The 22520-nt window shown below is 74.7% G+C and carries 21 protein-coding genes; 14 read left to right on the forward strand and 7 right to left on the reverse strand.

Going from position 1 to position 22520, the window contains the following annotated elements; genetic code table 11:
• Window positions 1-16: 16 nt before the first annotated feature.
• The 3 genes from V6D49_RS13760 to fbaA all read left to right on the forward strand — a co-directional run bounded on the left by V6D49_RS13760 (window position 17) and on the right by fbaA (window position 2623).
• Window positions 17-850, forward strand: coding sequence for an aldose epimerase family protein (locus tag V6D49_RS13760; RefSeq protein WP_340559914.1), 834 nt, complete (start codon window positions 17-19; stop codon window positions 848-850).
• Window positions 851-860: 10 nt separating this feature from the next.
• A complete protein-coding gene (pyrE, locus tag V6D49_RS13765) occupies window positions 861-1400 on the forward strand; it encodes an orotate phosphoribosyltransferase (protein ID WP_340559916.1) in 540 nt (179 codons plus the stop codon).
• 200 nt (window positions 1401-1600) lie between these two features.
• Window positions 1601-2623 (forward strand): class II fructose-bisphosphate aldolase, encoded by a 1023-nt coding sequence (fbaA, locus tag V6D49_RS13770; protein WP_340559917.1) that lies wholly within the window; start codon window positions 1601-1603, stop codon window positions 2621-2623.
• Window positions 2624-2711: 88 nt separating this feature from the next.
• Here fbaA and V6D49_RS13775 read toward each other — a convergent pair whose 3' ends face one another.
• A complete protein-coding gene (locus tag V6D49_RS13775) occupies window positions 2712-3125 on the reverse strand; it encodes a DUF3151 domain-containing protein (protein WP_340559918.1) in 414 nt (137 codons plus the stop codon).
• A gap of 103 nt (window positions 3126-3228) precedes the next feature.
• Between V6D49_RS13775 and V6D49_RS13780 the strand changes: the two genes are divergently transcribed.
• The 3 genes from V6D49_RS13780 to V6D49_RS13790 are packed head-to-tail and all read left to right on the forward strand — an operon-like array spanning window position 3229 to window position 6039.
• Window positions 3229-4050, forward strand: a complete 822-nt coding sequence (locus tag V6D49_RS13780) for a tryptophan 2,3-dioxygenase family protein (RefSeq protein WP_340559919.1) — start codon at window positions 3229-3231, stop codon at window positions 4048-4050.
• Window positions 4043-5326: a kynureninase gene (gene kynU / locus V6D49_RS13785; protein WP_445330521.1), complete on the forward strand. Its 1284-nt coding sequence runs from the start codon at window positions 4043-4045 to the stop codon at window positions 5324-5326. Before V6D49_RS13780 ends, kynU begins: the two co-directional genes overlap by 8 nt.
• Before the next feature lie 23 nt (window positions 5327-5349).
• The gene (locus V6D49_RS13790; protein ID WP_340563985.1) at window positions 5350-6039 is read left to right on the forward strand and encodes an alpha/beta hydrolase family protein; all 690 of its coding nucleotides are present in this window, start codon (window positions 5350-5352) and stop codon (window positions 6037-6039) included.
• A 78-nt stretch (window positions 6040-6117) separates the two neighbouring features.
• Here the strand turns inward: V6D49_RS13790 and V6D49_RS13795 are convergent, their stop codons facing one another.
• Window positions 6118-7404 (reverse strand): adenylosuccinate synthase, encoded by a 1287-nt coding sequence (locus V6D49_RS13795; RefSeq protein WP_340559920.1) that lies wholly within the window; start codon window positions 7402-7404, stop codon window positions 6118-6120.
• Between the two features lie 208 nt (window positions 7405-7612).
• Here V6D49_RS13795 and V6D49_RS13800 point away from each other — a divergent pair, with 208 nt between their 5' ends.
• On the forward strand, window positions 7613-8431 hold the full coding sequence (locus tag V6D49_RS13800) for a diacylglycerol kinase (protein ID WP_340559921.1): 819 nt from the start codon (window positions 7613-7615) through the stop codon (window positions 8429-8431).
• Here the strand turns inward: V6D49_RS13800 and V6D49_RS13805 are convergent.
• Window positions 8399-8968: a GbsR/MarR family transcriptional regulator gene (locus V6D49_RS13805; RefSeq protein WP_340559923.1), complete on the reverse strand. Its 570-nt coding sequence runs from the start codon at window positions 8966-8968 to the stop codon at window positions 8399-8401. The two genes, V6D49_RS13800 and V6D49_RS13805, sit on opposite strands and share 33 nt — an antisense overlap.
• Window positions 8969-9057: 89 nt before the next feature.
• On the opposite strand from V6D49_RS13805, the gene V6D49_RS13810 reads away from it, so the two are divergent.
• The 6 genes from V6D49_RS13810 to V6D49_RS13835 all read left to right on the forward strand — a co-directional run bounded on the left by V6D49_RS13810 (window position 9058) and on the right by V6D49_RS13835 (window position 15446).
• Window positions 9058-10023, forward strand: coding sequence for an ABC transporter ATP-binding protein (locus V6D49_RS13810; RefSeq protein WP_340559925.1), 966 nt, complete (start codon window positions 9058-9060; stop codon window positions 10021-10023).
• Window positions 10020-11681, forward strand: coding sequence for an ABC transporter permease (locus tag V6D49_RS13815; protein WP_445330522.1), 1662 nt, complete (start codon window positions 10020-10022; stop codon window positions 11679-11681). Before V6D49_RS13810 ends, V6D49_RS13815 begins: the two co-directional genes overlap by 4 nt.
• A gap of 225 nt (window positions 11682-11906) precedes the next feature.
• Complete coding sequence (locus V6D49_RS13820; RefSeq protein ID WP_340559927.1) at window positions 11907-12515, forward strand: hypothetical protein; 609 nt, start codon at window positions 11907-11909, stop codon at window positions 12513-12515.
• A gap of 26 nt (window positions 12516-12541) precedes the next feature.
• Complete coding sequence (locus V6D49_RS13825) at window positions 12542-13213, forward strand: class F sortase (protein ID WP_340559928.1); 672 nt, start codon at window positions 12542-12544, stop codon at window positions 13211-13213.
• A gap of 168 nt (window positions 13214-13381) precedes the next feature.
• On the forward strand, window positions 13382-14761 hold the full coding sequence (locus V6D49_RS13830) for an aspartate aminotransferase family protein (protein ID WP_340559930.1): 1380 nt from the start codon (window positions 13382-13384) through the stop codon (window positions 14759-14761).
• A gap of 10 nt (window positions 14762-14771) precedes the next feature.
• A complete protein-coding gene (locus V6D49_RS13835; RefSeq protein WP_340559932.1) occupies window positions 14772-15446 on the forward strand; it encodes a GntR family transcriptional regulator in 675 nt (224 codons plus the stop codon).
• A gap of 21 nt (window positions 15447-15467) precedes the next feature.
• Here the strand turns inward: V6D49_RS13835 and V6D49_RS13840 are convergent, their stop codons facing one another.
• The 4 genes from V6D49_RS13840 to purD all read right to left on the reverse strand — a co-directional run bounded on the left by V6D49_RS13840 (window position 15468) and on the right by purD (window position 21478).
• Complete coding sequence (locus V6D49_RS13840; RefSeq protein WP_340559933.1) at window positions 15468-16370, reverse strand: phosphoribosylaminoimidazolesuccinocarboxamide synthase; 903 nt, start codon at window positions 16368-16370, stop codon at window positions 15468-15470.
• A 138-nt stretch (window positions 16371-16508) separates the two neighbouring features.
• Window positions 16509-17999 carry a N,N-dimethylformamidase beta subunit family domain-containing protein gene (locus tag V6D49_RS13845; RefSeq protein ID WP_340559935.1) on the reverse strand — a complete coding sequence of 497 codons (1491 nt, stop codon included), beginning with the start codon at window positions 17997-17999 and terminating at the stop codon, window positions 16509-16511.
• Between the two features lie 148 nt (window positions 18000-18147).
• Window positions 18148-19779 (reverse strand): hypothetical protein, encoded by a 1632-nt coding sequence (locus V6D49_RS13850; protein WP_340559936.1) that lies wholly within the window; start codon window positions 19777-19779, stop codon window positions 18148-18150.
• A 412-nt stretch (window positions 19780-20191) separates the two neighbouring features.
• The gene (gene purD, locus V6D49_RS13855; RefSeq protein ID WP_340559938.1) at window positions 20192-21478 is read right to left on the reverse strand and encodes a phosphoribosylamine--glycine ligase; all 1287 of its coding nucleotides are present in this window, start codon (window positions 21476-21478) and stop codon (window positions 20192-20194) included.
• A gap of 304 nt (window positions 21479-21782) precedes the next feature.
• Between purD and V6D49_RS13860 the strand changes: the two genes are divergently transcribed.
• A complete protein-coding gene (locus V6D49_RS13860) occupies window positions 21783-22520 on the forward strand; it encodes an SLATT domain-containing protein (RefSeq protein ID WP_340559940.1) in 738 nt (245 codons plus the stop codon).

The following is a 22520-nucleotide window of genomic DNA, read 5'->3' on the forward strand; positions in this document are numbered from 1 at the left end:
GCCTACGCTCGGCAGGGTGACAACCCAGACCACGACGGTCCGGCTCGCAGCCGGTGACACCGAGGTGACCGTCGAGCCCGAACAGGGGTGCCGGATCGCCTCGTTGCGCGTCGCCGGCACCGAACTGCTGCTTCCCGGCGAGGGCCACGGCGCCTTCGTCATGGCCCCGTTCTGCGGACGCACCGACCGGGGCCGGTTTCGCAGCGGAGCCGAGACCTACCGACTACCCCTCAACAAACCGCCGCACGCCATCCACGGGTTCGCCCGCGACGGCCGCTGGCGCACCGTCCGGGCCGACGGGCGCACGGCCGCGTTCACCTGGCGGCTCGGCGCACCGTGGCCCTGGCCGGGCACGGTGACGCAGCTCGTCGAGTTGGCGGAGGACGGCACCTCCCTCACTCTCACCCTCGGCGTGGAGACGGCGTCGGACTCCTTCCCCGCACAGGCCGGCTGGCACCCCTGGTGGCGGCGGAACCTCGGGCGGGGCGGTTCCGACGTCCGGGTGGACTTCCGCCCCGCCTGGCAGGAGGAGCGCGGCCCCGACCACCTGCCCACCGGGCGTCGTATCCCGCCCCGGCCGGGACCGTGGGACGACTGCTTCGGTATGCCCGACGGCGTCGACGTGACGCTCACCTGGCCCGATGAGCTGGAGCTGTCGGTCACCAGCCGGGCGGAGTGGCTCGTGGTCTACGACGAGCAGGAGGCCGCGGTGTGCGTCGAACCGCAGTCGGGGCCGCCGAACGGACTGAACACCCACCCCAGGTTCGTGACGCCCATCGAGCCGCTGGAGATCAGCACCACCTGGGCCTGGCGCGGGCTGGGCGCCGGGGACGCGCGGGACGCTGGATAGGCTCGGGGCCATGACCGACGCGTGCGCTGCGCTGCTGCAGCAGATCAAGGACAAGGCCGTGGTGCACGGCAAGGTGATCCTCTCCTCCGGGAAGGAGGCCGACTACTACGTCGACCTGCGCCGGATCACCCTGGACGGCGAGACGGCCCCGCTGGTCGGTCAGGTCATGCTCGATCTCACCGCCGACCTGGACTACGACGCGGTGGGCGGCCTCACCCTCGGCGCCGACCCGGTGGCGACGGCCATGCTGCACGCCGCCGCCGCCCGGGGGCGGAGGCTGGACGCCTTCGTCGTGCGCAAGACGGGCAAGGCGCACGGCCTCCAGCGCCGCGTCGAAGGACCGGACGTGGCCGGCCGCCGGGTGCTGGCCGTGGAGGACACCTCCACCACGGGCGGCTCGGTGCTCACCGCCGTCGAGGCGCTGAAGGAGGCCGGAGCCGAGGTCGTCGGGGTCGCGGTGATCGTCGAGCGCGGTGCCGCGGCGGCGATCGAGGAGACCGGGCTGCCGTACTACCAGGCCTACCGCAGTGAGGATCTGGGCCTGAGCTGAACGGCTGAACGTACGGAGGCGGAGGTTTCACGTGAAACCTCCGCCTCCGGGACGCCCCACCGACGCCCCCACCGACGCGCTGCCGTTCGGACGGCCCCTCCGGAGCCGGGGTCGACGTCTGGGAAGATGGGTCCGACGACGGAGTCGCCCACGGTCAGGGAACCCCTCGAACACCCGCACACTCCCAAGGAGCGGACAGAATGCCCATCGCAACCCCCGAGATCTACAACGAGATGCTCGACCGGGCGAAGGCCGGCAAGTTCGCCTACCCGGCCATCAACGTCACCTCCACCCAGACCCTGCACGCGGCCCTGCGCGGGTTCGCCGAGGCCGAGAGCGACGGCATCGTCCAGATCTCCACCGGTGGCGCGGAGTTCCTCGGCGGCCAGTACAGCAAGGACATGGTGACGGGCGCGGTCGCCCTGGCCGAGTTCGCGCACGTCGTCGCCGAGAAGTACCCGGTGAACATCGCCCTGCACACCGACCACTGCCCGAAGGACAAGCTGGACGGCTACGTCCGGCCGCTGCTGGAGGTCTCCCGCGAGCGCGTCGCCGCCGGGCGTAACCCGCTGTTCCAGTCGCACATGTGGGACGGTTCGGCCGAGACGCTGGCGGACAACCTGGCCATCGGGCAGGAGCTGCTGGCCGTGGCCGCCGCCGCCAAGATCATCCTTGAGGTCGAGATCACCCCGACCGGCGGCGAGGAGGACGGCGTCACCCACGAGATCAACGACGAGCTCTACACCACCGTGGACGACGCCCTGCGCACCGCCGAGGCCCTGGGCCTGGGCGAGAAGGGCCGCTACCTGCTGGCCGCCTCGTTCGGCAACGTGCACGGCGTCTACAAGCCCGGCAACGTGGTGCTCCGCCCCGAGCTGCTGAAGGACCTCCAGGAGGGCGTGGCCGCCAAGTACGGCCGGCAGAACCCCTTCGACTTCGTCTTCCACGGCGGCTCCGGCTCCACCGAGCAGGAGATCGCGACCGCGCTGGAGAACGGCGTCGTCAAGATGAACCTCGACACCGACACCCAGTACGCGTTCACGCGGCCCGTCGCGGACCACATGTTCCGCAACTACGACGGCGTGCTGAAGGTGGACGGCGAGGTCGGCAACAAGAAGACCTACGACCCGCGCACCTGGGGCAAGCTGGCCGAGGCCTCCATGGCCGAGCGCGTGCAGTTGGCCTGCGCGAACCTGCGCTCGACGGGTACGAAGCTCGCCTGACGCGTGACCACCCTCGGGGCCCGGCGATCCGCCGGGCCCCGAGCCCGTTTCCGGGCCGGGGTGGCCGACCGAGTGGTGTCGGGACGTCCTACGTCAGCGTCTCGGCGGCGGTGGGGCTGCTCTCGGCCAGGAACGCCGTGCAGCGCTCGTACTCCTCCTGCTCCCCGATGGCCTGCGCGGCGCGGGCCAGGGCGTGCAGGGCGCGGAGGAACCCGCGGTTCGGCTCGTGCTCGAAGGGCACCGGGCCGTGGCCCTTCCAGCCGCTGCGGCGGAGCGAGTCGAGGCCGCGGTGGTACCCGGTGCGGGCGTACGCGTACGACTCGACGACCCGCCCGCCCTCGTACGCCTCGTCGGCGAGCTGCGCCCAGGCGAGGGAGGAAGCGGGGTACTGCGCGGCGACGTCCGCGGGCGCGGTGCCGGCGGCCAGCGCCTCGCGCGGCCCCGGGTCGTCGGGCAGGTGGGTCGGGGGCGGACCCCCGAGCAGGTTCTCGTGAATGGCCATGCCCCCCAGTGTGCCCTGAGCCCCGCCCTTGCCGTCGCCCCGCCGTCCGGAGATGATCGCCGCAGGCCCGGTGACCCCGGGTGGATGTGCGAGGAGACCTTCGATGACCGAAAGCCCCGAGACCCCGAACCTGGACTTCGCAGGTACGACGCCGTACGAGGACTACGTACAGGCCGACGTCCTCACCCACCTCCAGAAGCCGTTCACGGACGATCCCGGTGAGATGGTGTTCCTGGTGACGACCCAGGTCATGGAGCTGTGGTTCACGGTGCTCGTCCACGAGTGGGAGACGGCCGCCCGCGCGTTGCGCGAGGACGACCTGCGGACGGCCCTGGACGCCCTGCGGCGCTCGACGTACGAGCTCCAGTCGCTGAACGCCTCGTGGGAGCCGCTGGCGCACCTGACCCCCGCGCAGTTCAACTCCTACCGGGCGGCCCTGGGCGAGGGCTCCGGCTTCCAGTCGGCGATGTACCGGCGGCTGGAGTTCCTGTTGGGGGACAAGTCGGCGTCCATGCTCGTCCCGCACCGGGGCGCGCCCCGGGTCCACGACGAGCTGGAGAAGGCCCTCCACGAGCCGAGCCTGTACGACGAGGTGCTGCACTACCTCTCCCGGCAGGGCGAGGACATCCCGGCCGAGGTGCTGAACCGCGACGTGAGCGGCAGGTACGAGCCGTCCCCGCAGGTGGAGGCCGCCTGGGCGCGGATCTACTCCGGTGATCCGGAGGCCCCGGCCGCCCGGCTCGGGGAGGCGCTGACGGAGGTCGCGGAGCTGGTGTGGCGCTGGCGCAACGACCACCTGGTCGCGACTCGCCGCGCGATGGGCTCCAAGGTCGGCACGGGTGGCTCCGCCGGGGTCGCGTGGCTGGAGAAGCGGACGACGAAGAGCGTGTTCCCGGAGCTGTGGAGCGCGCGCAGCCATGTCTGAGGAAGCCGGGACGGGGGAGTCGAAGGGGAGCGCCGTGCGGGGCACGATCGAGCCGAGCGCCGTGGCGGAGGAGCTGCGGGCCGAGGCCGCGCGGCGGGACACCGCCGATCCGCTGGCGAAGCTGCGGGACCTGTTCGTCCTCGACGACCCCGCGCACCCCGAGGGCGCCGTCTACCTGGACGGCAACTCGCTCGGGGCACTGCCGCGCGCCGTGCCCGGCCGACTGGCCGACGTCGTGGCGCGGGAGTGGGGCGAGCTGCGCATCCGCTCGTGGACGGAGTCGGGCTGGTGGGAGACGCCCGAGCGGGTCGGCGACCTGATCGCCCCGCTCGTCGGCGCCGCACCGGGCCAGATCGTCGTGGGCGACTCGACGTCGGTGAACATCTTCAAGGCGGTCGTCGGCGCCGTCCGGCGGGCCGGGTCCGGCCGGGACGAGATCCTGGTGGACTCGGCGACGTTCCCTACGGACGGCTACATCGCGCAGTCGGCGGCGCGGATGACGGGCGCGGCGGTGCGCCCCCTGCCGATGGGGGAGATGGCGGAGGCCGTCGGGCCGCGCACGGCCGCCCTGCTGGTCAATCACGTGGACTACCGCACCGGCGAGCTGCACGACCTGCCCGGTGTCACGGCGGCGGCGCACGCGGTCGGGGCCCTCGTCGTCGCGGACCTGTGCCACAGCGCGGGCGCTCTGCCGGTGGGCCTGGACGCGCACGGCGTCGACTTCGCCGTCGGCTGCACCTACAAGTACCTGAACGGGGGGCCGGGCGCGCCCGCGTACCTCTACGTCGCGCACCGGCACCAGGCGGCGTTCGACTCGCCGCTGCCGGGCTGGCACGGCCACCGCGACCCGTTCGGGATGGTGCCGGAGTACGCCCCGGCCGAGGGCGTCTCCCGGGGCCGGGTCGGGACGCCCGACCTGCTGTCCATGCTGGCGCTGGAGGCGGCGCTGAGTGTGTGGGACGGCGTGGACGTCGCCGAGGTGCGCGCCAAGTCCCTGGCCCTGACCGACTTCTTCCTGCGGGCCGTGGACGCCTACCTCCCGCCGGGGCGGGTGCGGCTGGTGACCCCGGCCGCGCACGAGCGGCGGGGGAGCCAGATCGCCCTGGAGTGCCCGGACGCGGAGGACGTCATGGCCCGGCTCATCGCCCGGGGCGTCGTCGGCGACTTCCGGCGGCCGGGTGTGCTGCGCTTCGGGTTCACACCGCTGTACACGTCGTTCGCCGACGTCGAGCGGGCGGCGCGGACGCTGGCCGAGGTGTCGGGGGTGCCGCGGTGAGCGAGGCCGAGGAGCGGGACCTCATGGGGCTCCCCCCGGTCCCGCCCGACGCGTCCGAGCGCTACGGGGACCACCCCTCGCAGGTCGTCGACTTCTACGGGCGCCGCACCGGGCCGCGCGTCACGGTCCTGCACGGCGGCTTCTGGCGGGAGCGGTACGACCGCGGCTACCTGACGCCGTTCGCCGCCGCCCTCGCGGAGCGCGGCTTCGCGGTGGAGCTGGTGGAGTACCGCAGGGTCGGCGGCGACGGCGGCTGGCCCGCGACCTTCGAGGACGTGGACGCGGCCCTGGACCACCTGGGCGGGCCGCCGAAGGCGCTGGTCGGCCACTCGGCGGGCGGGCACCTGGCGCTGTGCGCGGCGGCCCGGCGGGAGCGGGCGGCGGACCGGGTGGTCGCCGTCGCGCCCGTCGCGGACCTCTCGCGCGCGCACGACCTGGGGCTGAGCGAGGGCGCCGTCGCCGAGCTGCTGGGCGGCCCGGAACGGGTCGGTCCGCTGCTCGCGGAGGCCGACCCGATGCGGCTGCTGCCCCGGGTGCCGGTGGAGCTGGTGCACGGCACGGCGGACCGGGACGTGCCCATCGAGCTGTCCCGCCGCTACGCCGCCGACTGGGGGGCCCGGCTGCACCTGCTGCCCGGAGTGGGGCACTACGCGGCCTTCCACCCGACGCGGCCCGCGTTCGGCGTGCTGCTGGACGTGATCCGCCGCCCGTAGAGGGTCCGTCCGCACGGCGTGCGCGAGGCCCGCACGGCGTGCCGTACGGGCCTCGGGTGCCGATGGTGGAGCGGGACCTCAGTCCAGGAAGGACCGGACCTGGATGGTCTCGTCCCGGCCGGGGCCGACACCGATCGCGGAGATCGGCGCGCCGGACATCTCCTCCAGCGCCTTCACGTACCCCTGCGCGTTCTTCGGCAGGTCGGCGAAGGACTTGGCCTGTGTGATGTCCTCGGACCAGCCGGGCAGGTACTCGTAGACCGGCTTCGCGTGGTGGAAGTCGCTCTGGCTGTACGGCAGCTCGGTGACGCGCCGGCCCTCGACCTCGTAGGCGACGCACACCGGGATCTCCTCCCAGCCGGTGAGCACGTCGAGCTTGGTGAGGAAGAAGTCGGTCAGGCCGTTGACCCGGGTCGCGTAGCGGGCGATCACCGCGTCGAACCAGCCGCAGCGGCGGTCGCGGCCGGTGGTGACGCCCTTCTCGCCGCCGATGGTGCGCAGCTTCTCGCCGTCCTCGTCCAGCAGCTCCGTCGGGAACGGGCCGGCGCCCACGCGCGTTGTGTAGGCCTTGAGGATGCCGATGACGCGACTGATGCGGGTCGGGCCGACGCCGGCACCGGTGCAGGCACCGCCCGCCGTCGGGTTGGAGGACGTCACGAAGGGGTAGGTGCCGTGGTCGACGTCCAGCAGAGTGCCCTGGCCGCCTTCGAAGAGGACGACCTTGCCGTCGTCGATGGCGTTGTTCAGCACGAGCGTGGTGTCGCACACGAACCCGGAGAGCTGGTCGGCGTAGCCCAGCAGCTCCTCGACGACCTGGTCGATGCTGACCGACCGGCGGTTGTAGAGCTTGGCGAGCACCTGGTTCTTGAAGTCGAGCGCGGCCTCGACCTTCTGCCGCAGGATCGACTCGTCGAACAGGTCCTGCACCCGGATGCCGACGCGGTTGATCTTGTCCGCGTAGGTCGGGCCGATGCCCCGCCCGGTGGTGCCGATCTTGCGCTTGCCGAGGAAGCGCTCGGTGACCTTGTCGATCTCCGTGTGGTACGGCGTGATCAGGTGGGCGTTGCCGCTGAGCAGCAGCTTGGAGGTGTCGACGCCGCGGTCCTGGAGACCGCGCAGCTCCGCGAGGAGCACGGCGGGGTCGACGACGACGCCGTTACCGATGACCGGGGTGCAGCCCGGGGAGAGGATGCCGGAAGGCAGCAGGTGCAGGGCGTATTTCTGGTCCCCGACGACGACCGTGTGGCCGGCGTTGTTCCCGCCCTGGAACCGGACGACGTAGTCGACCGAGCCGCCGAGCAGGTCGGTGGCCTTTCCCTTCCCTTCGTCACCCCACTGAGCACCGAGCAGCACGAGCGCGGGCACAGGCGTACACCCCTTTCGGGCGGGGCATGTCCATCGTGCGGAATGGTGGGCGAACCGCTTCGGCGCCGCCGCGTCACGCGTCGTTGCGCGACGTGCGGCGCACGCGCCACCACCAAGAGCCGTGAACCGGTGCCCCGGATAGTCGAAGCCCCTGACGCAACAGCGGCAGGGGCTCTTGCACCGAGAGATTACCTGAGGAAGGACGAACGTGTCGGCTCCAGACCTGCTCGTGGTCGTCGATCCGGCTGCCCGGCACATCGACGGGGAGTCCGTCCGCATCGCCAGGGACGTCCTGAGCGCCGGGCCGGGCGGCGTCAAGGTGTGCCTGCCCCGGACCCGGGAGGAGATCGGCCGGGTGGTGGGGCGGCGGGGGCGCCGCCGTCCGGTCCTCGTCGGTGACGACACCGCCCTGCTGTGCGCGGTGGAGCAGCTGCACCGCGAGGGCACCGGGGCGCAGGCCGTCGCGCTGGGCGTCGTTCCGGTGGGCCCGCCCGGCGCGGTGAAGCTGGCGGAGGGCATGGGGCTGCCGCTGGACGCCGTCACCGCGGCGCGCGCGGTGCTGGCCGGAGTGGACCGGGCGGTGGACCTGCTGGTCGACGAGGCGGGGGCGGTGCTGCTGGGTGGCGTGCGCATTCCGGCGGCCCCGGCGGGCGGGCTCCGGCGACGTCCGGTGCCGGCCGCCTCGGCCTCGGTGCTGGGCCCGCTCGGACGCTGCGCCGCCCGTGTGTGGCCGGGGCTGCGCGGCGGCGCGCTGCCGCTGCCCCGGCTGCGGGTGGAGGCCGACGGCGTGGTGCTGGCCGATCCGGGCAGCCCGGTGGCGGAGGTCTCGGTGCGGACGGGTCCCGGCGGGGCGGGCGGCGGGTTGGCCGAGGTGGTGGTGCTCCCGGCGGACGCCCCCCGGGCGGCCGGGGCGGTGCCGCCGGTGCGGGCGCGGGCGCGGGCCGTCACGGTGTCGGGCCCGGAGTTCCGCACCCGGACGTGGACGGTGTCGCCGTCAGCCCTGCGGCTGACCCTGCCCCTGTCCTGACGGGCGCGGCCCGGGGCCGCCCTCCCCCCGCTCCTCGTACTCCCGCCAGCGCTCCATGATCCCCACCAGCTCGGACTGGAAGAACCTGAGGAACGCGGCGCTTTCGCCGATGCGCCGGCCGGCCGCCGAGTCCGGTCCGAGCACGGCGCGGCCGTGGTCGAAGGTGGTGAGCCAGCGGTTGAGCAGTGCCTCGCGGTTGGTCATGGACTCGTACCAGACGCCCGCGTGCACGCGGTACCGCTCGCGGCGTGACCCGGGCACGCGTTCCCGCGTCACGAGGTGCAGGGGAGCGAGGTAGCGGACGGCGCCGGAGATCGCGGCGGGGGAGATGCGCAGCCGTTCCCCGAGCTCGGCGGAGCCGAGCGCGCCCTGTTCGGAGGCGAGGAGGCACGCGAAGACGCGGGCGGCCATGCGCTGCATCCCGGCGTCGGTCAGGTCGCCCGCCAGCCGCTCGACGAACGCGGCCACCGGGGCCGGGTATTCGAGGATCGCCGGGTCGGCCGGCTGCTTCGGTGCGTTGGGGGACACGCGGATCATCCTCGCAGGTGAACGCGGGTGCGGGCGAAGGACGGTTTTGACGTTCTCCTGACTTCGCAAAGGTGTGAAACAAGCGTAGCGTCCGTTTTATGACGAACGCGATCTCCGTCTCGGGCCTGGTCAAGTCCTTCGGCCGCACCCGCGCGCTCGACGGTCTCGACCTCACGGTGGCCGACGGCGAGGTGCACGGATTCCTCGGACCCAACGGCGCCGGCAAGTCGACGACGCTCCGCGTCCTGCTCGGCCTGCTGCGCGCGGACTCCGGCGCGGCCCGGCTGCTCGGCCGCGACCCCTGGCGCGACGCGGTGGCCCTCCACCGCAGACTGGCCTACGTCCCCGGCGACGTCGAGCTGTGGCCCAACCTCACCGGCGGTGAGGCCATCGACCTGCTGGCCCGGCTGCGCGGCGGCCTCGACCGGCGCCGCCGCGACGAACTGATCGAACGCTTCGACCTCGACCCCACGAAGAAGGGCCGCAGCTACTCCAAGGGGAACCGGCAGAAGGTGGCCATCGTCGCCGCGCTCGCCTCCGACGCCGAGCTGCTCCTGCTCGACGAACCCACCGCCGGGCTCGACCCGCTGATGGAAGTGGTCTTCCAGGGCGTCATCGGCGAGGCGAAGGCCGCGGGCCGCACCGTCCTGCTGTCGAGTCACATCCTCGCCCAGGTGGAGAAGCTGTGCGACCGCGTCAGCATCGTGCGGCTGGGCCGCGTCGTGCAGTCCGGGTCGCTGACCGAGCTGCGGCACCTCACGCGCACCACGGTGGAGGCGGAGACCGAGCGCCCGGTCGACGGGCTCGACGCGCTCGACGGCGTCCACGACCTGCGCACCGAGAACGGCCGAGTGCACTGCGCCGTCGACGGGGCCCGGCTGGACGACGTCGTGCGGCTGCTCGCCCGGGCCGGGGTGCGCAGCCTCGTCAGCCACCCACCCACGCTGGAGGAGCTGATGCTGCGTCACTACGGGGACGCGACGGGCGGCACCAACGGCAGCGACGGCCCCGACGGCCCGGACGGCCCCGGCGGCTCGGACAGCACGACGGAGGCCGCCCGGTGAACGCCGCCACCGCACCGCCCGCCGCCCGCCGCACGTCCGACCGCGACCCCGGCCGCGCCGGCCCGCTCACCGGCACCGGCACGCTGCTGCGCTTCGCCCTGCGCCGCGACCGCGTGCGGCTCCCGGTGTGGATCGTCGCCCTGGTCCTGGGCACGTCGTCCACCGCCGGGAGCTTTCCCGACCTCTACGCGACGGAGGAGGCCCGGCAGAGCGCCCGGCAGGCCAACAGCAGCCCCGCCGCGCTCGCCATGTCCGGGCCCGAGCACTTCCTGAGCGACTACACCTACGGGGCGATGCTCGCCCACCAGATGCTGGGATTCACGGCCGTGCTCGTGGCCCTGTTCAGCATCCTCACCGTCACCCGGCACACCCGCGCCGAGGAGGAGACCGGCCGCGCCGAGCTGGTGCGGTCCGCCGCCGTCGGGCGCTACGCGCCGCTCGCCGCCGCGCTGTCGACGGCCGTCCTGGCCAACGTCGTGCTCGCCCTCGGCCTGGCCGTCGCCCTCACCGGGGCGGGCATCCCCGACATCGGCTGGGGCGGCTCCCTCCTCTACGGGAGCGCGCACGCGGCCGTCGGCCTCGTCTTCGCGGCGGTCGCCGCCGTGACGGCGCAGATCACCCCGCACGCGCGCGGCGCCTCGGGTATGGCGTTCGCCGTGCTCGGCCTCGCCTACATCCTGCGCGCCGCCGGGGACGTCGGGACCGACGCGCTGTCCTGGCTCTCGCCGATCGGCTGGGCGCAGCGCACCTACGTCTACGTCGACGACCGCTGGTGGCCGTTGCTGCTGTCCCTGGCCGTCGCCGTCGCGGCGACCGCCCTCGCCGTGCGGCTCGCCGCCCGCCGCGACCTGGGCGCCGGGCTGCGTCCGGCGCGCGGCGGGCCCGCGCGGGCGAGCGCCGTGCTCACCCACCCCCTCGGCTTCGCCTGGCGGCTCCACCGGGGGCTGCTGTTCGGCTTCGCCGTGGCCCTGTTCGTGCTCGGCGTCGCCTACGGGTCGGTGCTGGGGGACGCCGAGGAGATGGTGGGGGACGTGGCCGCCCTGGAGGACGCCCTCGCGGCGCTGGGCGGCGCGAGCGTCGCCGAGTCCTTCGCCGCCATGGTCATGATCGTCCTCGCCGTGGTGGCGGCCGTCTACGCGGTGCTCGCCGCCGCCCGTCCGCGCGCCGAGGAGACCGGGCGCCGCGCCGAACCGCTGCTCGCCACCGCGCTGTCGCGCGGCCGGTGGATGGGGAGCCACCTCGCCGTCGCCCTCGTGGGGAGCACGGCGGTGATGGCGCTGTCGGGGCTCGGGTTCGGCGCTCTGGGCGCCGCGACGACGGACGACGCCGCACTCGTCCCCGAGCTGACGGCCGCCGCGCTGGCGTACGCGCCCGCGCTGTGGGTGACCGTCGGGGTCGCCGCCGTGCTCTACGGATGGCTGCCGCGCGCGACGGCGCTGGCCTGGGCGCTGCCCCTGGGGGCGTTCGTCGTCGACTACCTGGGCCCGATCCTCCAGCTCCCGGAGTGGACGACCCGGCTCTCGCCCTTCGGGCACGTGCCCCGGCTGCCCGCCGAGTCCGTCGCCTGGACGCCACTGCTCGTGCTGACCCTCGTCGCCGCGGCGCTGCTCGCCGTCGGGCTGGCCGGCTTCCGGCGCCGCGACCTGGAGATGACCTGACGGGACGTCGGCCCGGCGGGTCGCGCCCGCGACGCCGCTCACCCGGGGGACGTCCGGGTGGACGGCCGGGGCGACCCGCCCTCCGTTGGCCCAAGGCGGCACCCGCCGGGCGGTACCCGAAGTGCGGCGCGCCCGGGGCGCTGCTGGCATGGGGACCGAGGCGCGCGGCAGCCGCCGGGGAACAGCCCCGGCACGCGCGCCAGCTGACCGGAGGTCACGCTCCTCATGCAGAAGATGCGTTCTCTCGCCACCGCCGCCGCGTCCGCGGTGATCGTCGTCGGGATGGCCGCTCCGGCCTTCGCCGGCGGTGACAGCGGCCACGGCGGTCTGAAGCTCCACCCGTCGTCCGGCGGTCCCGGCACCGTCGTCGAGGTCAAGGCGCTGTGCCGGGACGGCGGCCACGGCACCGTCGCCTCGGACGCCTTCGAGACCAGCCAGGCCCACACCGGCCGGCACCACGACCGCCACCACGACCGGCACCACGACGGCCGCCACCACGACGACGGCAAGAACACCGGTGGCGACCCGCGCCACGACGACCGCCACCACCGGGTCTTCGCCACGGCCAAGGTCATGCACGAGGGCCTGACGCCGGGCAAGAAGTACGAGGTCACCGGCTACTGCAAGAACCACGAGCGGCTCACCGGCACGTTCACCTTCACCGGTGGCGTCGGCGGTGCCGCGAACGCCGGCCTCGGCGGCCTCGCGGCCGGCTCGGAGTCCGCCGTCCCGAACACCACGACGGCCGCCGCCGTCGCCGGTGGCCTCGCCGTCACCGGTGCCGCCGGGTACTTCCTGATCTGGCGCCGCCGGGCCGGCGGGGACCAGGCGTGAGCCGCCCCCGGATACCCCGGATATCCATGACGACTCGTCAGCAGCGGATCGCGGCGCGCGGTCGCCGTCTGGAGACGGTGGCCGCCGCCGTGACCGTGCTCGTGGCAGGAGCCCTGTGCGCGGCCGTTCCCGCCGAGCGCGGCGCGGAGCGGGACGACCGCGGCGCGGGGCTCACCATGGTCGCCGAGGGGGTCTCGCGTCCCGACGCCGTGGACACCGAGCCGCCCGAGGCCGAGCCGTTCGTCATGCCCCGGTCCGCGCCGACCCGGCTGTACCTCCCGCAGCTCGACGCGGACATCGAGGTCTTCGGCGCGGACGCCGAGCCGGACGGCACCCCTCCCGTACCCGAGAAGGACGACGCGGACCGGGCCGCCTGGTGGCGCGGCGGCCCCTCACCCGGCCAGCAGGGCCCCGCCCTGCTCGTCGGACACCTGGACAGCGTGAAGGGGCCGGCCGCCTTCGCGCGGATCGGCTCGCTGAAGCCGGGCGCCGAGGTCGTCGTCGAGCGCGAGGACGGCTCCTCGGTGACCTTCGCGGTCGACTCCGTCGAGCAGTACGCCAAGGACGACTTCCCCAACGCCCGGGTCTACGGACCCACCAAGACGGCCCAGCTGCGCCTGATCACCTGCGGTGGCACCTGGACGAAGAAGGACGGGTATGACGCGAATATCGTCGCCTTCGCCACCATCAAGAGCTGACCGGCGCGGGACGTCCCGGCCCCCACCGCGCTCCCCCGCCGCCTCCTCCGTCGCCGCCACCCCACCGGTGGCGGCGACGTGCGTCCCCGGCCCGGGCACCGCCCACCGCGCGGCCGCTACCCTGAACCTCCTGACACCGTGACGGGCGAGCAGCGAGGGACCCGGACCATGAGCATCGAGCGCGCCGACCAGGCGGCCGTCAAGGCGGCGGACCGGGCCCACGTCTTCCACTCCTGGTCCGCCCAGGCCCACCTCGACCCGCTCCCCGTGCGGCGCGCGGCCGGCTCCTTCTTCTGGGACTACGACGACAACCGCTACCTGGACTTCGCCTCCCAGCTCGTCAACGCCAACATCGGCCACCAGCACCCCAAGGTCGTCGCCGCCATCCAGGAGCAGGCCGCGAACCTGTGCACGGTCGCCCCCGGCTTCGCCGTCGACGTCCGCTCCGAGGCCGCCCGGCTCGTCGCCGAGCGCACCCCCGGCGACCTGGACAAGATCTTCTTCACCAACGGCGGCGCCGAGGCTGTGGAGAACGCCGTCCGCATGGCACGGCTCCACACCGGCCGCCCCAAGCTGCTCAGCGCCTATCGCTCCTACCACGGCGCCACCGGCACCGCGATCAACCTCACCGGCGACCCGCGCCGCTGGGCCAGCGACACCGGTACGGCCGGCGTCGTCCACTTCCGCGGCCCCTACCTGTACCGCTCCTCCTTCCACGCCACCACCGAGCGCGAGGAGTGCGAACGGGCGCTGGCCCACCTGGAGGAGACGATCGTCCTGGAGGGCCCGGACACCGTCGCCGCCGTCGTCCTGGAGACGATCCCCGGCGGCTCCGGCATCCTGCTCCCGCCGCCCGGCTACCTCCCCGGCGTCCGTGCGCTCTGCGACCGGTACGGCATCGTGATGATCCTCGACGAGGTCATGGCGGGCTTCGGCCGCGCCGGCCGCTGGTTCGCGCTCGACCACTACCTCGACCAGGACGCCGCCCCCGACCTGGTCACCTTCGCCAAGGGCGTCAACTCCGGCTACGTCCCGCTCGGCGGCGTCGCGATCTCCGCCGCCATCGCCGCCGATTTCGACGACCGGCCCTACCCCGGCGGGCTCACCTACTCCGGCCATCCCCTGGCCTGTGCCGCCGCCGTCGCCACGCTCGGCGCCATGGCCGAGGAGGGCATCGTCGAGCACGCCGCCCACATCGGCGAGACCGTGCTCGGGCCCGGCCTGCGCACGCTCGCGGAGCGGCACCCCTCGATCGGGGAGGTGCGCGGAACGGGCGTCTTCTGGGCCCTGGAACTGGTGCGCGACCGCGAGACCCGCGAGCCGCTCGTCCCCTACCAGCCCCGGGGCGACGAGGGCCGGCCGACGGCCGAGCTCGCCGCCGCCTGCAAACGGCGCGGGCTGTGGCCCCTCGTGGCGGGCAACCGGCTGCACGTCGTGCCGCCCTGCACCATCGACGCCGCCGAGGTCGAGGAGGGGCTGGCGATCCTCGACGAGGCCCTCGCCGCCGCCGACGCCCACACCACGGCGGGGGCGACCCCCGCCGCGTAGGGTGTCCGCCATGCCGTCCGCGCCCATCACCCGCAGCACCCTGCGCCAGCAGCTCGCGGAAGCCCTCCGCGACGAGGTGCTGGCCGGGCGGCTCCCGGCGGGCCGGCCGTTCACCGTCAAGGAGATCGCCGAGCAGTACGGGGTCTCCGCCACCCCCGTGCGGGAGGCGCTCGTCGACCTCGCCGCGCAGGGGCTGCTCGACGCCGACCACCACCGGGGCTTCCGCGTCCAGGAGATCACCCTCGCCGACTTCACGGCGATGGTGGAGGCCCGCACGCTGGTGATCGAGGGCATCTTCCGCACGGTCGCGTTCGCCGGGGGGCTCGAGCGGACGCCGCAGGCCCTGGCGTCGGTCCGGCGCCGCGCCGAGGCCGCCCGCCGCGCCGCCGTGGCCGGGGACCTCGACGTCCTGATCGGCTACGACCTGCGGTTCTGGCGCGAGCTGGGCGAGTTCGTCGGCAACCCGTACGTCTCGGAGTTCCTGGACCGGCTGCGCGTCCAGTGCTGGGTCTTCACCGTGCCGCTGCTGCGGGCGCGGGGCGAGGACCTGCGGGGGCTGCTGTGGGCCGGACACCTGGAGCTCGTCGCCGCCATCGAACAGGGCGACGTGGCGGGCGCCGAGCGCGTCATCACCGCGTACAACGCGCACGCCCTCGCCCTGGGACGCGCCCTGGCCTGCGGCTGACGCGCCCGTTCGGAACACACCCTACGTCCAGGGCAGGCCGGTGAGGTGTTCGTACGCCTCGACGTACTTGGCCCGCGTCCGCTCCACGACCTCCGGCGGGAGCGGCGGGGGCGGCTGCTCGCTCCGGCGGTCCCACCCGGAGGCGTCGGACGTCAGCCAGTCCCGCACGAACTGCTTGTCGTACGACGGCTGCGCGCGGCCCGGCTCCCATCGGTCGGCCGGCCAGAAGCGCGAGGAGTCCGGCGTCAGGACCTCGTCGGCCAGCACCAGCTCGCCCTCGGCGGTGTGGCCGAACTCGAACTTCGTGTCGGCCAGGATGATGCCGCGCTCCCGTGCCGTGTCCCGACCCCGCCCGTAGACGGCGAGGGTCAGCTGACGCAGCTCGGCGGCCGTCTCGGCCCCCACGCGGCGCGCGACCTCCTCGTACGACACGTTCTCGTCGTGCTCGCCCACGTCGGCCTTGGTGGCCGGCGTGAACAGCGGCGCGGGCAGCTCGGAGCCGTCGACCAGGCCCTCCGGCAGGGCCAGCCCGCAGACGGTGCGGGAGGCGGTGTACTCGACCAGCCCCGACCCCGTCAGGTAGCCGCGCGCCACGCACTCCACGGGCACCATCGTCAGCGCCCGGCACACCATGACGCGCCCGGCCCAGTCCGCCGGCGCGCCCGCCGGGACGTCCGTGGAGACCAGGTGGTTCGGCACCAGGTCGGCCAGCTGTTCGAACCACCACAGGGAGAGCTGGGTGAGCACGCGTCCCTTGTCGGGGATCTCCGTCGGCAGCACCCAGTCGTACGCCGACAGCCGGTCGCTGGCGACCATGACGAGGTGGCCGTCCGCGTCGCGGTAGAGGTCACGCACCTTGCCGGTGTGCAGATGCTCCAAACCCGGTACCGCGACGGGCTGGGGCTTCTCGACGAATCCGGACACCGGTCCTCCATGGAGAGTGCGACGACCCCCCGATTCTCCCGCACCCTGCCCGCCCCGGCGCGCAGGGGGGCGTTCGGCGGCTCCCCGGCCGGGGACGCACACGGCGGACGGGTGGCCGGACCCGGCACCGGGCGGGCGTCAGCCGTGCTTGCAGATGCGGTCCAGAAGGTTCGCCGTCGCACGCTGGACGCGGGCGTCCACGTGGCCGGGGCGGTCCAGGGCGGGCGTCCAGGCGAAGGTGCCGGAACTGAAGACGAGGGCGCCGCCGGGCGCCCGGTACAGCGACGTCTCCTGGTGGCGGCGGGCTCCTCCGCAGTCCCGGTAGGGGGAGTGCGCCAGCAGGATGCGCCCCGTGTGGGACGGCAGCGGGGCGCGGGGGAAGTAGCGGTCCGCCTCACCCGCGACCAGACCGGGCAGCTCGTCACCCTCGGCGGCCTCCGTCCCCTCCCACAGCCAGTGCTCCGCGTTGCGCACGATCAGCGGGGCGGGCGCGGCGACCTGGCCGGCGTACTGGATGCCCAGCAGCGCCTGCTCGGGCTCGCCCTGCTCCCGCCACAGCCACGAGCGGCCGGGCCCCCGGCGCTTGCGGCAGCTCAGCAGCCGGTCCGGCTCGCCCGACGGCAGGTGCCCCAACTCGACCTGCCAGTACATCGTGTTCGCCGAGAGGAACACCAGGGACGTCCCGTGGTCGCGGGCCCGCTCCACGGCCCGGCGCATCGGCACCGTCCAGTACTCGTCGTGCCCGGCGAAGACGACGCCCCGGTACCGCGCCGGGTCGACGCGGCCGGCGTGCAGGTCCCGGGCCTCGGCGTAGGCCAGGTCGTAGCCGTAGCGCTCGGCCCACCGGATGAAGTCGTAGGAGTGCCCCACGTGCAGCGGTAGCCCCGCCCCGGCGTAGGGGCGGTCGAAGCTGACGGTGACGGCCGCCTCCTTCTCGCCCACGAGCCGCCCGTGCTCGTCCCAGGCGTGGTAGAGGCTCGCCCCGGTGCGGCCGTCCTCCGGAAAGAGGTTGTACGCCTGCCAGGTGATGTCGGGGAGGACCAGCAGCAGGTCGGCGGCCCGGGTGTCGCGCACGGTGAACGGGATGTGCGAACGGTGGCCGTCCGCCGTGGTCAGGACGGCGACGTGCGCGCCCGTGCTCCAGTCCGACGGGACGGGCAGCCGCCAGGACAGCCACCAGTGGTGGCACGAGACGGTGCGCTCGGCGACCAGCGGCCCGGGCTGGACGGTGCCCGACAGGCGCGGGCTGGTGGTGATCTTCGTGGCGCCCGCACCGCCGTAGTGGCCGATGCGGTACACGTCGACGCCGAACGGCTGGGGCGGGTTGACGGTGACGCGGAAGTCGATGGACTCCCCGGGCGCCACCGAGCCCGTCGAGGCGAAACCCTTGATCTGACAGCCCACGTCGTCGGCCGTGTGCGTCGCCCGGCCACCGCCGCCGCGCGGGGCCGGCAAAATGCGCCCGTCGGCGGCCAGCGTCGTGCTGTCGACGTACCAGGGCACCACCCTGCCGTTGTCGAAGTAGTGTTCGCTGCCCCGCAGCCACGGCAGCGGGCCCTGCCCGAAGGGGTCCGTCACCGCGTGGGCGAGCGCCCCCGACTCCCAGCGCCGAATCTGCTCGATCGCCACCGCCGCCCTCCGTTCTCCGCCTCTACAGCACATCACATGGAGCAGCGGATCCGTCACTGTTCGTCGCGATTGGCGTCGTCCCGGCACCGTGGCCGCCGATGCACCCGGCCCCGCCGCACGGTGACCGCGCGGGCGCCACCGCCGGGGCTCAGGCCAGCCGCACGGGCCGGTCGGGGCGCAGACCCGCCGCCGTCAGCCAGTCCCGCAGGGGGCCCGCGTCCCCCTCCTCGGCCAGGGCCAGCACCGGCTGCCGCAGATCCGTGCGACGCTCCCCCTCGACGAGGAGGGCGGGGCCGTCCAGCCAGTCCAGCCCCGGCGCGCCGCTCCCGCCGTCGACGGCGGCGCAGCAGACCACGGCGGTGATGTGGTCGGCCAGCAGCTCACGGGTGCCGCGCTCGGTCGGCGCGGGCAGCCCGAGCGGCCCGGTGTCCCCGGTGACGTCCGGTATCAGGCCCGCCGGGACGGGGGGCGGGGCGCGCCGCTCGTCCCGCGCGGCGTCCGCGGTGATCCGGGCGGCGACCACGCCACGGGACTCCTCCCCGGCCAGCCGGTCCATGACCCGCTCCAGCGTCGCCCCCGCGCCGCGCCCGGCCGAACCCGAACGCTCATCCCGGCCGGTCCGGGGTGCGAGGCCACCGGGGCCGGGGCGCTCCGCCGGGACCACGCTCGGCGCCCGCCGCGCCGACTCGGGGCTCTCCGTGGCGTCGAGCGCGCGGAACAGCCGGGCCGCCTCGGTGCGCCAGATGGGGTCCACGACCTCGCGCGGATACGCCGGCCAGTCCACCGGGGACCAGGCGGGCCCCTCCGGCGGCGGGGCGCCGTAGAAGAGGCGGGCGGCGAGCAGCGACACCCGCTCGTCGACCTCGCCCGGATCCTCCAGCAGGTCGCACGCGGGACGCTCGCCGAGCCGCGAGGTGAAGCCCTCCGCCAGCCGGTCGCGCCGGGACAGCTCCGTCAGCGCCGAGACGACGCCCACGTCCAGCCGGGAGGGCCAGCGCCCGGCCCGCCAGGCGGGCAGCGCCACCCGCGTCAGCAGCCGGTCCCAGCCCGCGTAGGCCAGACCCACCTGCTCCTGGGCGCGCAGCCGCGGCCCGCGCTCGACGTCCGCCGCTCGGGCCGCCACGGCGGCGGCCACCAGCCGCTCCATCTCCGCCGCGTGCCCGCCGGACGCGCGGAGCAGCAGCCGGGCGAGGCGGCCGACGCGCGGTCGGACGGCCGCCGCGTCCAGCGCCCGGACGAAGCGGCGGGCCGCCGCGATGTCGGGGTGGGCCGCCGGGCCCGTGCCGGCGACGACGGGCGCGAGCAGGGCCCGCAGCTCCGCCACGCGCATCCACCACAGGAACGGCGAGCCGACGACGAGGACGGGGGGCGTGGAGCCGGCCCGGCCGTGCTCCTCCAGCCAGCAGTCACAGTCGGGCGTCAGGGCGACCCCGGAGGGCACGGGGACGTCGAGCTCCCCGGCCAGCTCCCGCACCATCCGGTAGAGGTCCGGGGCGGCCCGCTCCTCGACCGGCACCGTGGGGGAGACCGCCGTGCGGGCCCGGGCGATGACGGCCGTGACGGCCGCCCCCGCCCCCGCCACCGCGACGGCCAGCAGGACGGCGGGCAGCCGCAGCGCCGCCCAGACGCCGTCGAGGTGGCCGGTGCCGACGGCGGTGAGCAGAACGACGGCCACGGCACCGGGCAGGAGCACGGCCGCGAAGGCCGCTCCCCGCACCCGCAGGACGGCCAGTGCGTGCTCCCGCGCCGACCGTGCACCGCCCGCTGCAACTCCTGCCATGGACCGCTCACCCCCTGCCGGGACGACCTGCTGCCGCATTTCCGAACATCCACCCACTGTGGCACCGGGCACCGACACCGCAATGTGCGGTGGGCCAGTTGACCGACCACCCCCCGGTGCCGCCCGGGCACCGCGTCGAGACGGGCGCGGACGTGGCGTGACCTGCGACGACGGCGGGCCGAGGGCCCGTCGGTGCCGCACGTCACGCCGTGCCCGCCGCGCGGAACCCTAGTGCGGCCGGTGCCCGCCCGTCAGCGGGTCACGGGCGACGGTCACTCGATGGAATGGCTTTGGGTAGAGCTCTTGCGGACGGCCCGCTGCCGTAGGTGCCCCGATTGGTTCCGTTACCGGCGGTACTCCCCCAGGGACCCACAGGCGGCCCACAGGTGGCCCGGGACGTGGCCCGCAGGCGTCAGCCGACGGGCCCGGCGGCCCGGGCGTCCTCGGCGGCCGCGCGGGCGATGTCGGTGCGGTGGTGCGAGCCGTCCAGGGAGATCCGGCGCACGGCGCGGTAGGCACGCTCGCGCGCCACGGTGAGGTCCGGCCCCGTGGCCGTCACGGACAGCACACGGCCGCCCGCGCTCACGATCCGGCCGTCGTCGGAGCGCTTGGTCCCCGCGTGCAGCACGTAGGCGTCCGGGGCGTCCTCGGCGGCCACCTCGTCCAGGCCCTCGACCGGGTCACCGGTGCGCGGCGCGGCCGGGTAATCCTTGGCCGCGACCACGACGGTGACGGCGGCGCCCTCGGTCCAGCGCAGCGGCGGGAAGGCGGCCAGCTCACCGGTCGCGGCGGCGTGCAGCAGGGCCGCGAGCGGTGTCCGGAGCAGCGCCAGCACGGCCTGCGTCTCCGGGTCGCCGAAGCGGGCGTTGAACTCGATGACCCGCACGCCGCGCGACGTCACCGCGAGCCCCGCGTACAGCAGCCCGGCGAACGGGGTCCCCCTGCGGCGCAGTTCGTCCACGGTGGGCTGGAGGACGGTGTCGACGACCTCGTCCACCAGCTTCGGGTCGGCCCACGGCAGCGGCGCGTAGGCCCCCATGCCGCCGGTGTTGGGGCCCTCGTCGGCGTCGTGGGCCCGCTTGAAGTCCTGGGCGGGCCGCAGCGGCACGACGGTCTCGCCGTCGGTCACCGCGAACAGCGACACCTCCGGGCCGTCGAGGAACTCCTCGATGACGACCCGCTCGCAGGAGAGCGCGTGGGCGCGCGCGGCGGCCAGGTCGCCGGTGACGACGACGCCCTTGCCGGCGGCGAGCCCGTCGTCCTTCACCACGTACGGGGGGCCGAAGGCGTCCAGCGCCTCGTCGACCTCCGGCTCGGTCGTGCAGACGTACGCGCGGGCCGTCGGGACGCCGGCCGCGGCCATGACGTCCTTCGCGAACGCCTTGGACCCCTCCAGCCGGGCCGCCTCGGCGGACGGGCCGAAGGCGGGGACGCCACGGGCGCGGACGGCGTCGGCCACTCCGGCGACGAGCGGGGCCTCCGGGCCGACGACCACGAGGTCGCCGCCGCCGAGCCCGAGGGCACCGGCCAGTTCGGCGACGGCCGTGCCGTCGAGGGGGTCCACCGCGTGCAGGGTCGCCACCTCGGCGATCCCCGCGTTGCCGGGAGCGCAGTGCAGCGCGGTGACGTCAGGGTCGAGGGAGAGGGAGCGGCACAGGGCGTGTTCGCGGGCGCCGCCGCCGATGACGAGGACCTTCACGCACCGAAGCCTATGCGGTGACCGGCCGGTGGGCCGAACGTGTCCACCGGGGGCCGTCCGAGCGCGGTGACGGACACCACAGGAACACGACGGCTGCGACGGCTGCGACGGCGACCACGGCGACGGCAAGGTCGGCGGCCGTGCGTCACCCACTCGTTCGGGTGAGTGACGTGGGGACGCCTTACCTGACCGGAGGCCCCTTCGGCGCCGAAACCGAGGGAAATGCGCCTGAACGGCCGTGCGCCAGACGGTAGGAAGGAGTGCTTGGTGAGGTGCGAGAGCGGCCTGTGGTTGGGAGTGGCGGGTGAGTCAGCCGGAGAAGGAGCCCGGGGGTGGCGGGCGGGAGGGCCGGGGCGACCTGCTCGGGCGCACCTTCCCGCCGGGGGACTGGGGGGAGCCGGCCGAGCGGCTCGACGAGCTGTTCCCTTGGGTGGAGCAGCGCGCGCTCGACGTCGTCGCCTGGTACCTGGCGGACCGGGCGTGGAAGCGGCGGGGCGCGCGCCTGTTGCGGGCCGGGACGGCGCTCGGCGTCGTCGGCGGAGCGGTCCTGCCCGCCCTGGAGCTCACCGGCGTCCGGCCGGAGAGCGCCGCCTGGGGTCTCCTGTCTCTGATCGGCGCGGCCGTGTGCTTCGGCGCCGACCGCTGGTTCGGCTGTACGGCGGGCTGGATGCGGGACGTCGCCACCGCCCAGGCCGTCCAACGTCGCCTGGAGACCCTCCAGTACGACTGGGCGGCCGAGGCCGTCCGGGAGGTGCTCGGCCCGGCCGAGGGCACGGCGGGTGAGGCGGCCGATCGCTGCCTGGCCCTCCTCCGGCGCTTCAGCGAGGACCTGACGGAGCTGGTGCGGGACGAGACCGCCGAGTGGATGGAGCGGTTCCGCGCCGGCCCGGTGCCGCGCCCGGACCGGCACGCGCCCCCGGCACACTGGTCCTCCGCCCGGCACGAGCCGAGCACACCGGGCGGCTTCGCCCGCTTCTCCGTCCCGCCGCCCGGGGCCCGACCCAACATGCCCCGGCAGCGGCCACCCGAGAATCCCCGATAG

The sequence above is a fragment of the Streptomyces sp. GSL17-111 genome (assembly GCF_037911585.1).
GTDB lineage: Bacteria > Actinomycetota > Actinomycetes > Streptomycetales > Streptomycetaceae > Streptomyces.

Bases quoted from the DNA above. Each gene is read 5' to 3' on its own strand.
- kynU (WP_445330521.1), top strand. From the start codon at position 4,043: ATGTCTGAGGAAGCCGGGACGGGGGAGTCGAAGGGGAGCGCCGTGCGG.
- V6D49_RS13830 (WP_340559930.1), top strand. From the start codon at position 13,382: ATGAGCATCGAGCGCGCCGACCAGGCGGCCGTCAAGGCGGCGGACCGG.
- V6D49_RS13850 (WP_340559936.1), bottom strand. From the start codon at position 19,779: ATGGCAGGAGTTGCAGCGGGCGGTGCACGGTCGGCGCGGGAGCACGCA.
- V6D49_RS13820 (WP_340559927.1), top strand. From the start codon at position 11,907: ATGCAGAAGATGCGTTCTCTCGCCACCGCCGCCGCGTCCGCGGTGATC.
- V6D49_RS13825 (WP_340559928.1), top strand. From the start codon at position 12,542: ATGACGACTCGTCAGCAGCGGATCGCGGCGCGCGGTCGCCGTCTGGAG.
- V6D49_RS13835 (WP_340559932.1), top strand. From the start codon at position 14,772: ATGCCGTCCGCGCCCATCACCCGCAGCACCCTGCGCCAGCAGCTCGCG.
- V6D49_RS13805 (WP_340559923.1), bottom strand. From the start codon at position 8,968: ATGATCCGCGTGTCCCCCAACGCACCGAAGCAGCCGGCCGACCCGGCG.
- pyrE (WP_340559916.1), top strand. From the start codon at position 861: ATGACCGACGCGTGCGCTGCGCTGCTGCAGCAGATCAAGGACAAGGCC.
- V6D49_RS13775 (WP_340559918.1), bottom strand. From the start codon at position 3,125: ATGGCCATTCACGAGAACCTGCTCGGGGGTCCGCCCCCGACCCACCTG.
- V6D49_RS13780 (WP_340559919.1), top strand. From the start codon at position 3,229: ATGACCGAAAGCCCCGAGACCCCGAACCTGGACTTCGCAGGTACGACG.
- fbaA (WP_340559917.1), top strand. From the start codon at position 1,601: ATGCCCATCGCAACCCCCGAGATCTACAACGAGATGCTCGACCGGGCG.
- V6D49_RS13790 (WP_340563985.1), top strand. From the start codon at position 5,350: ATGGGGCTCCCCCCGGTCCCGCCCGACGCGTCCGAGCGCTACGGGGAC.
- V6D49_RS13810 (WP_340559925.1), top strand. From the start codon at position 9,058: ATGACGAACGCGATCTCCGTCTCGGGCCTGGTCAAGTCCTTCGGCCGC.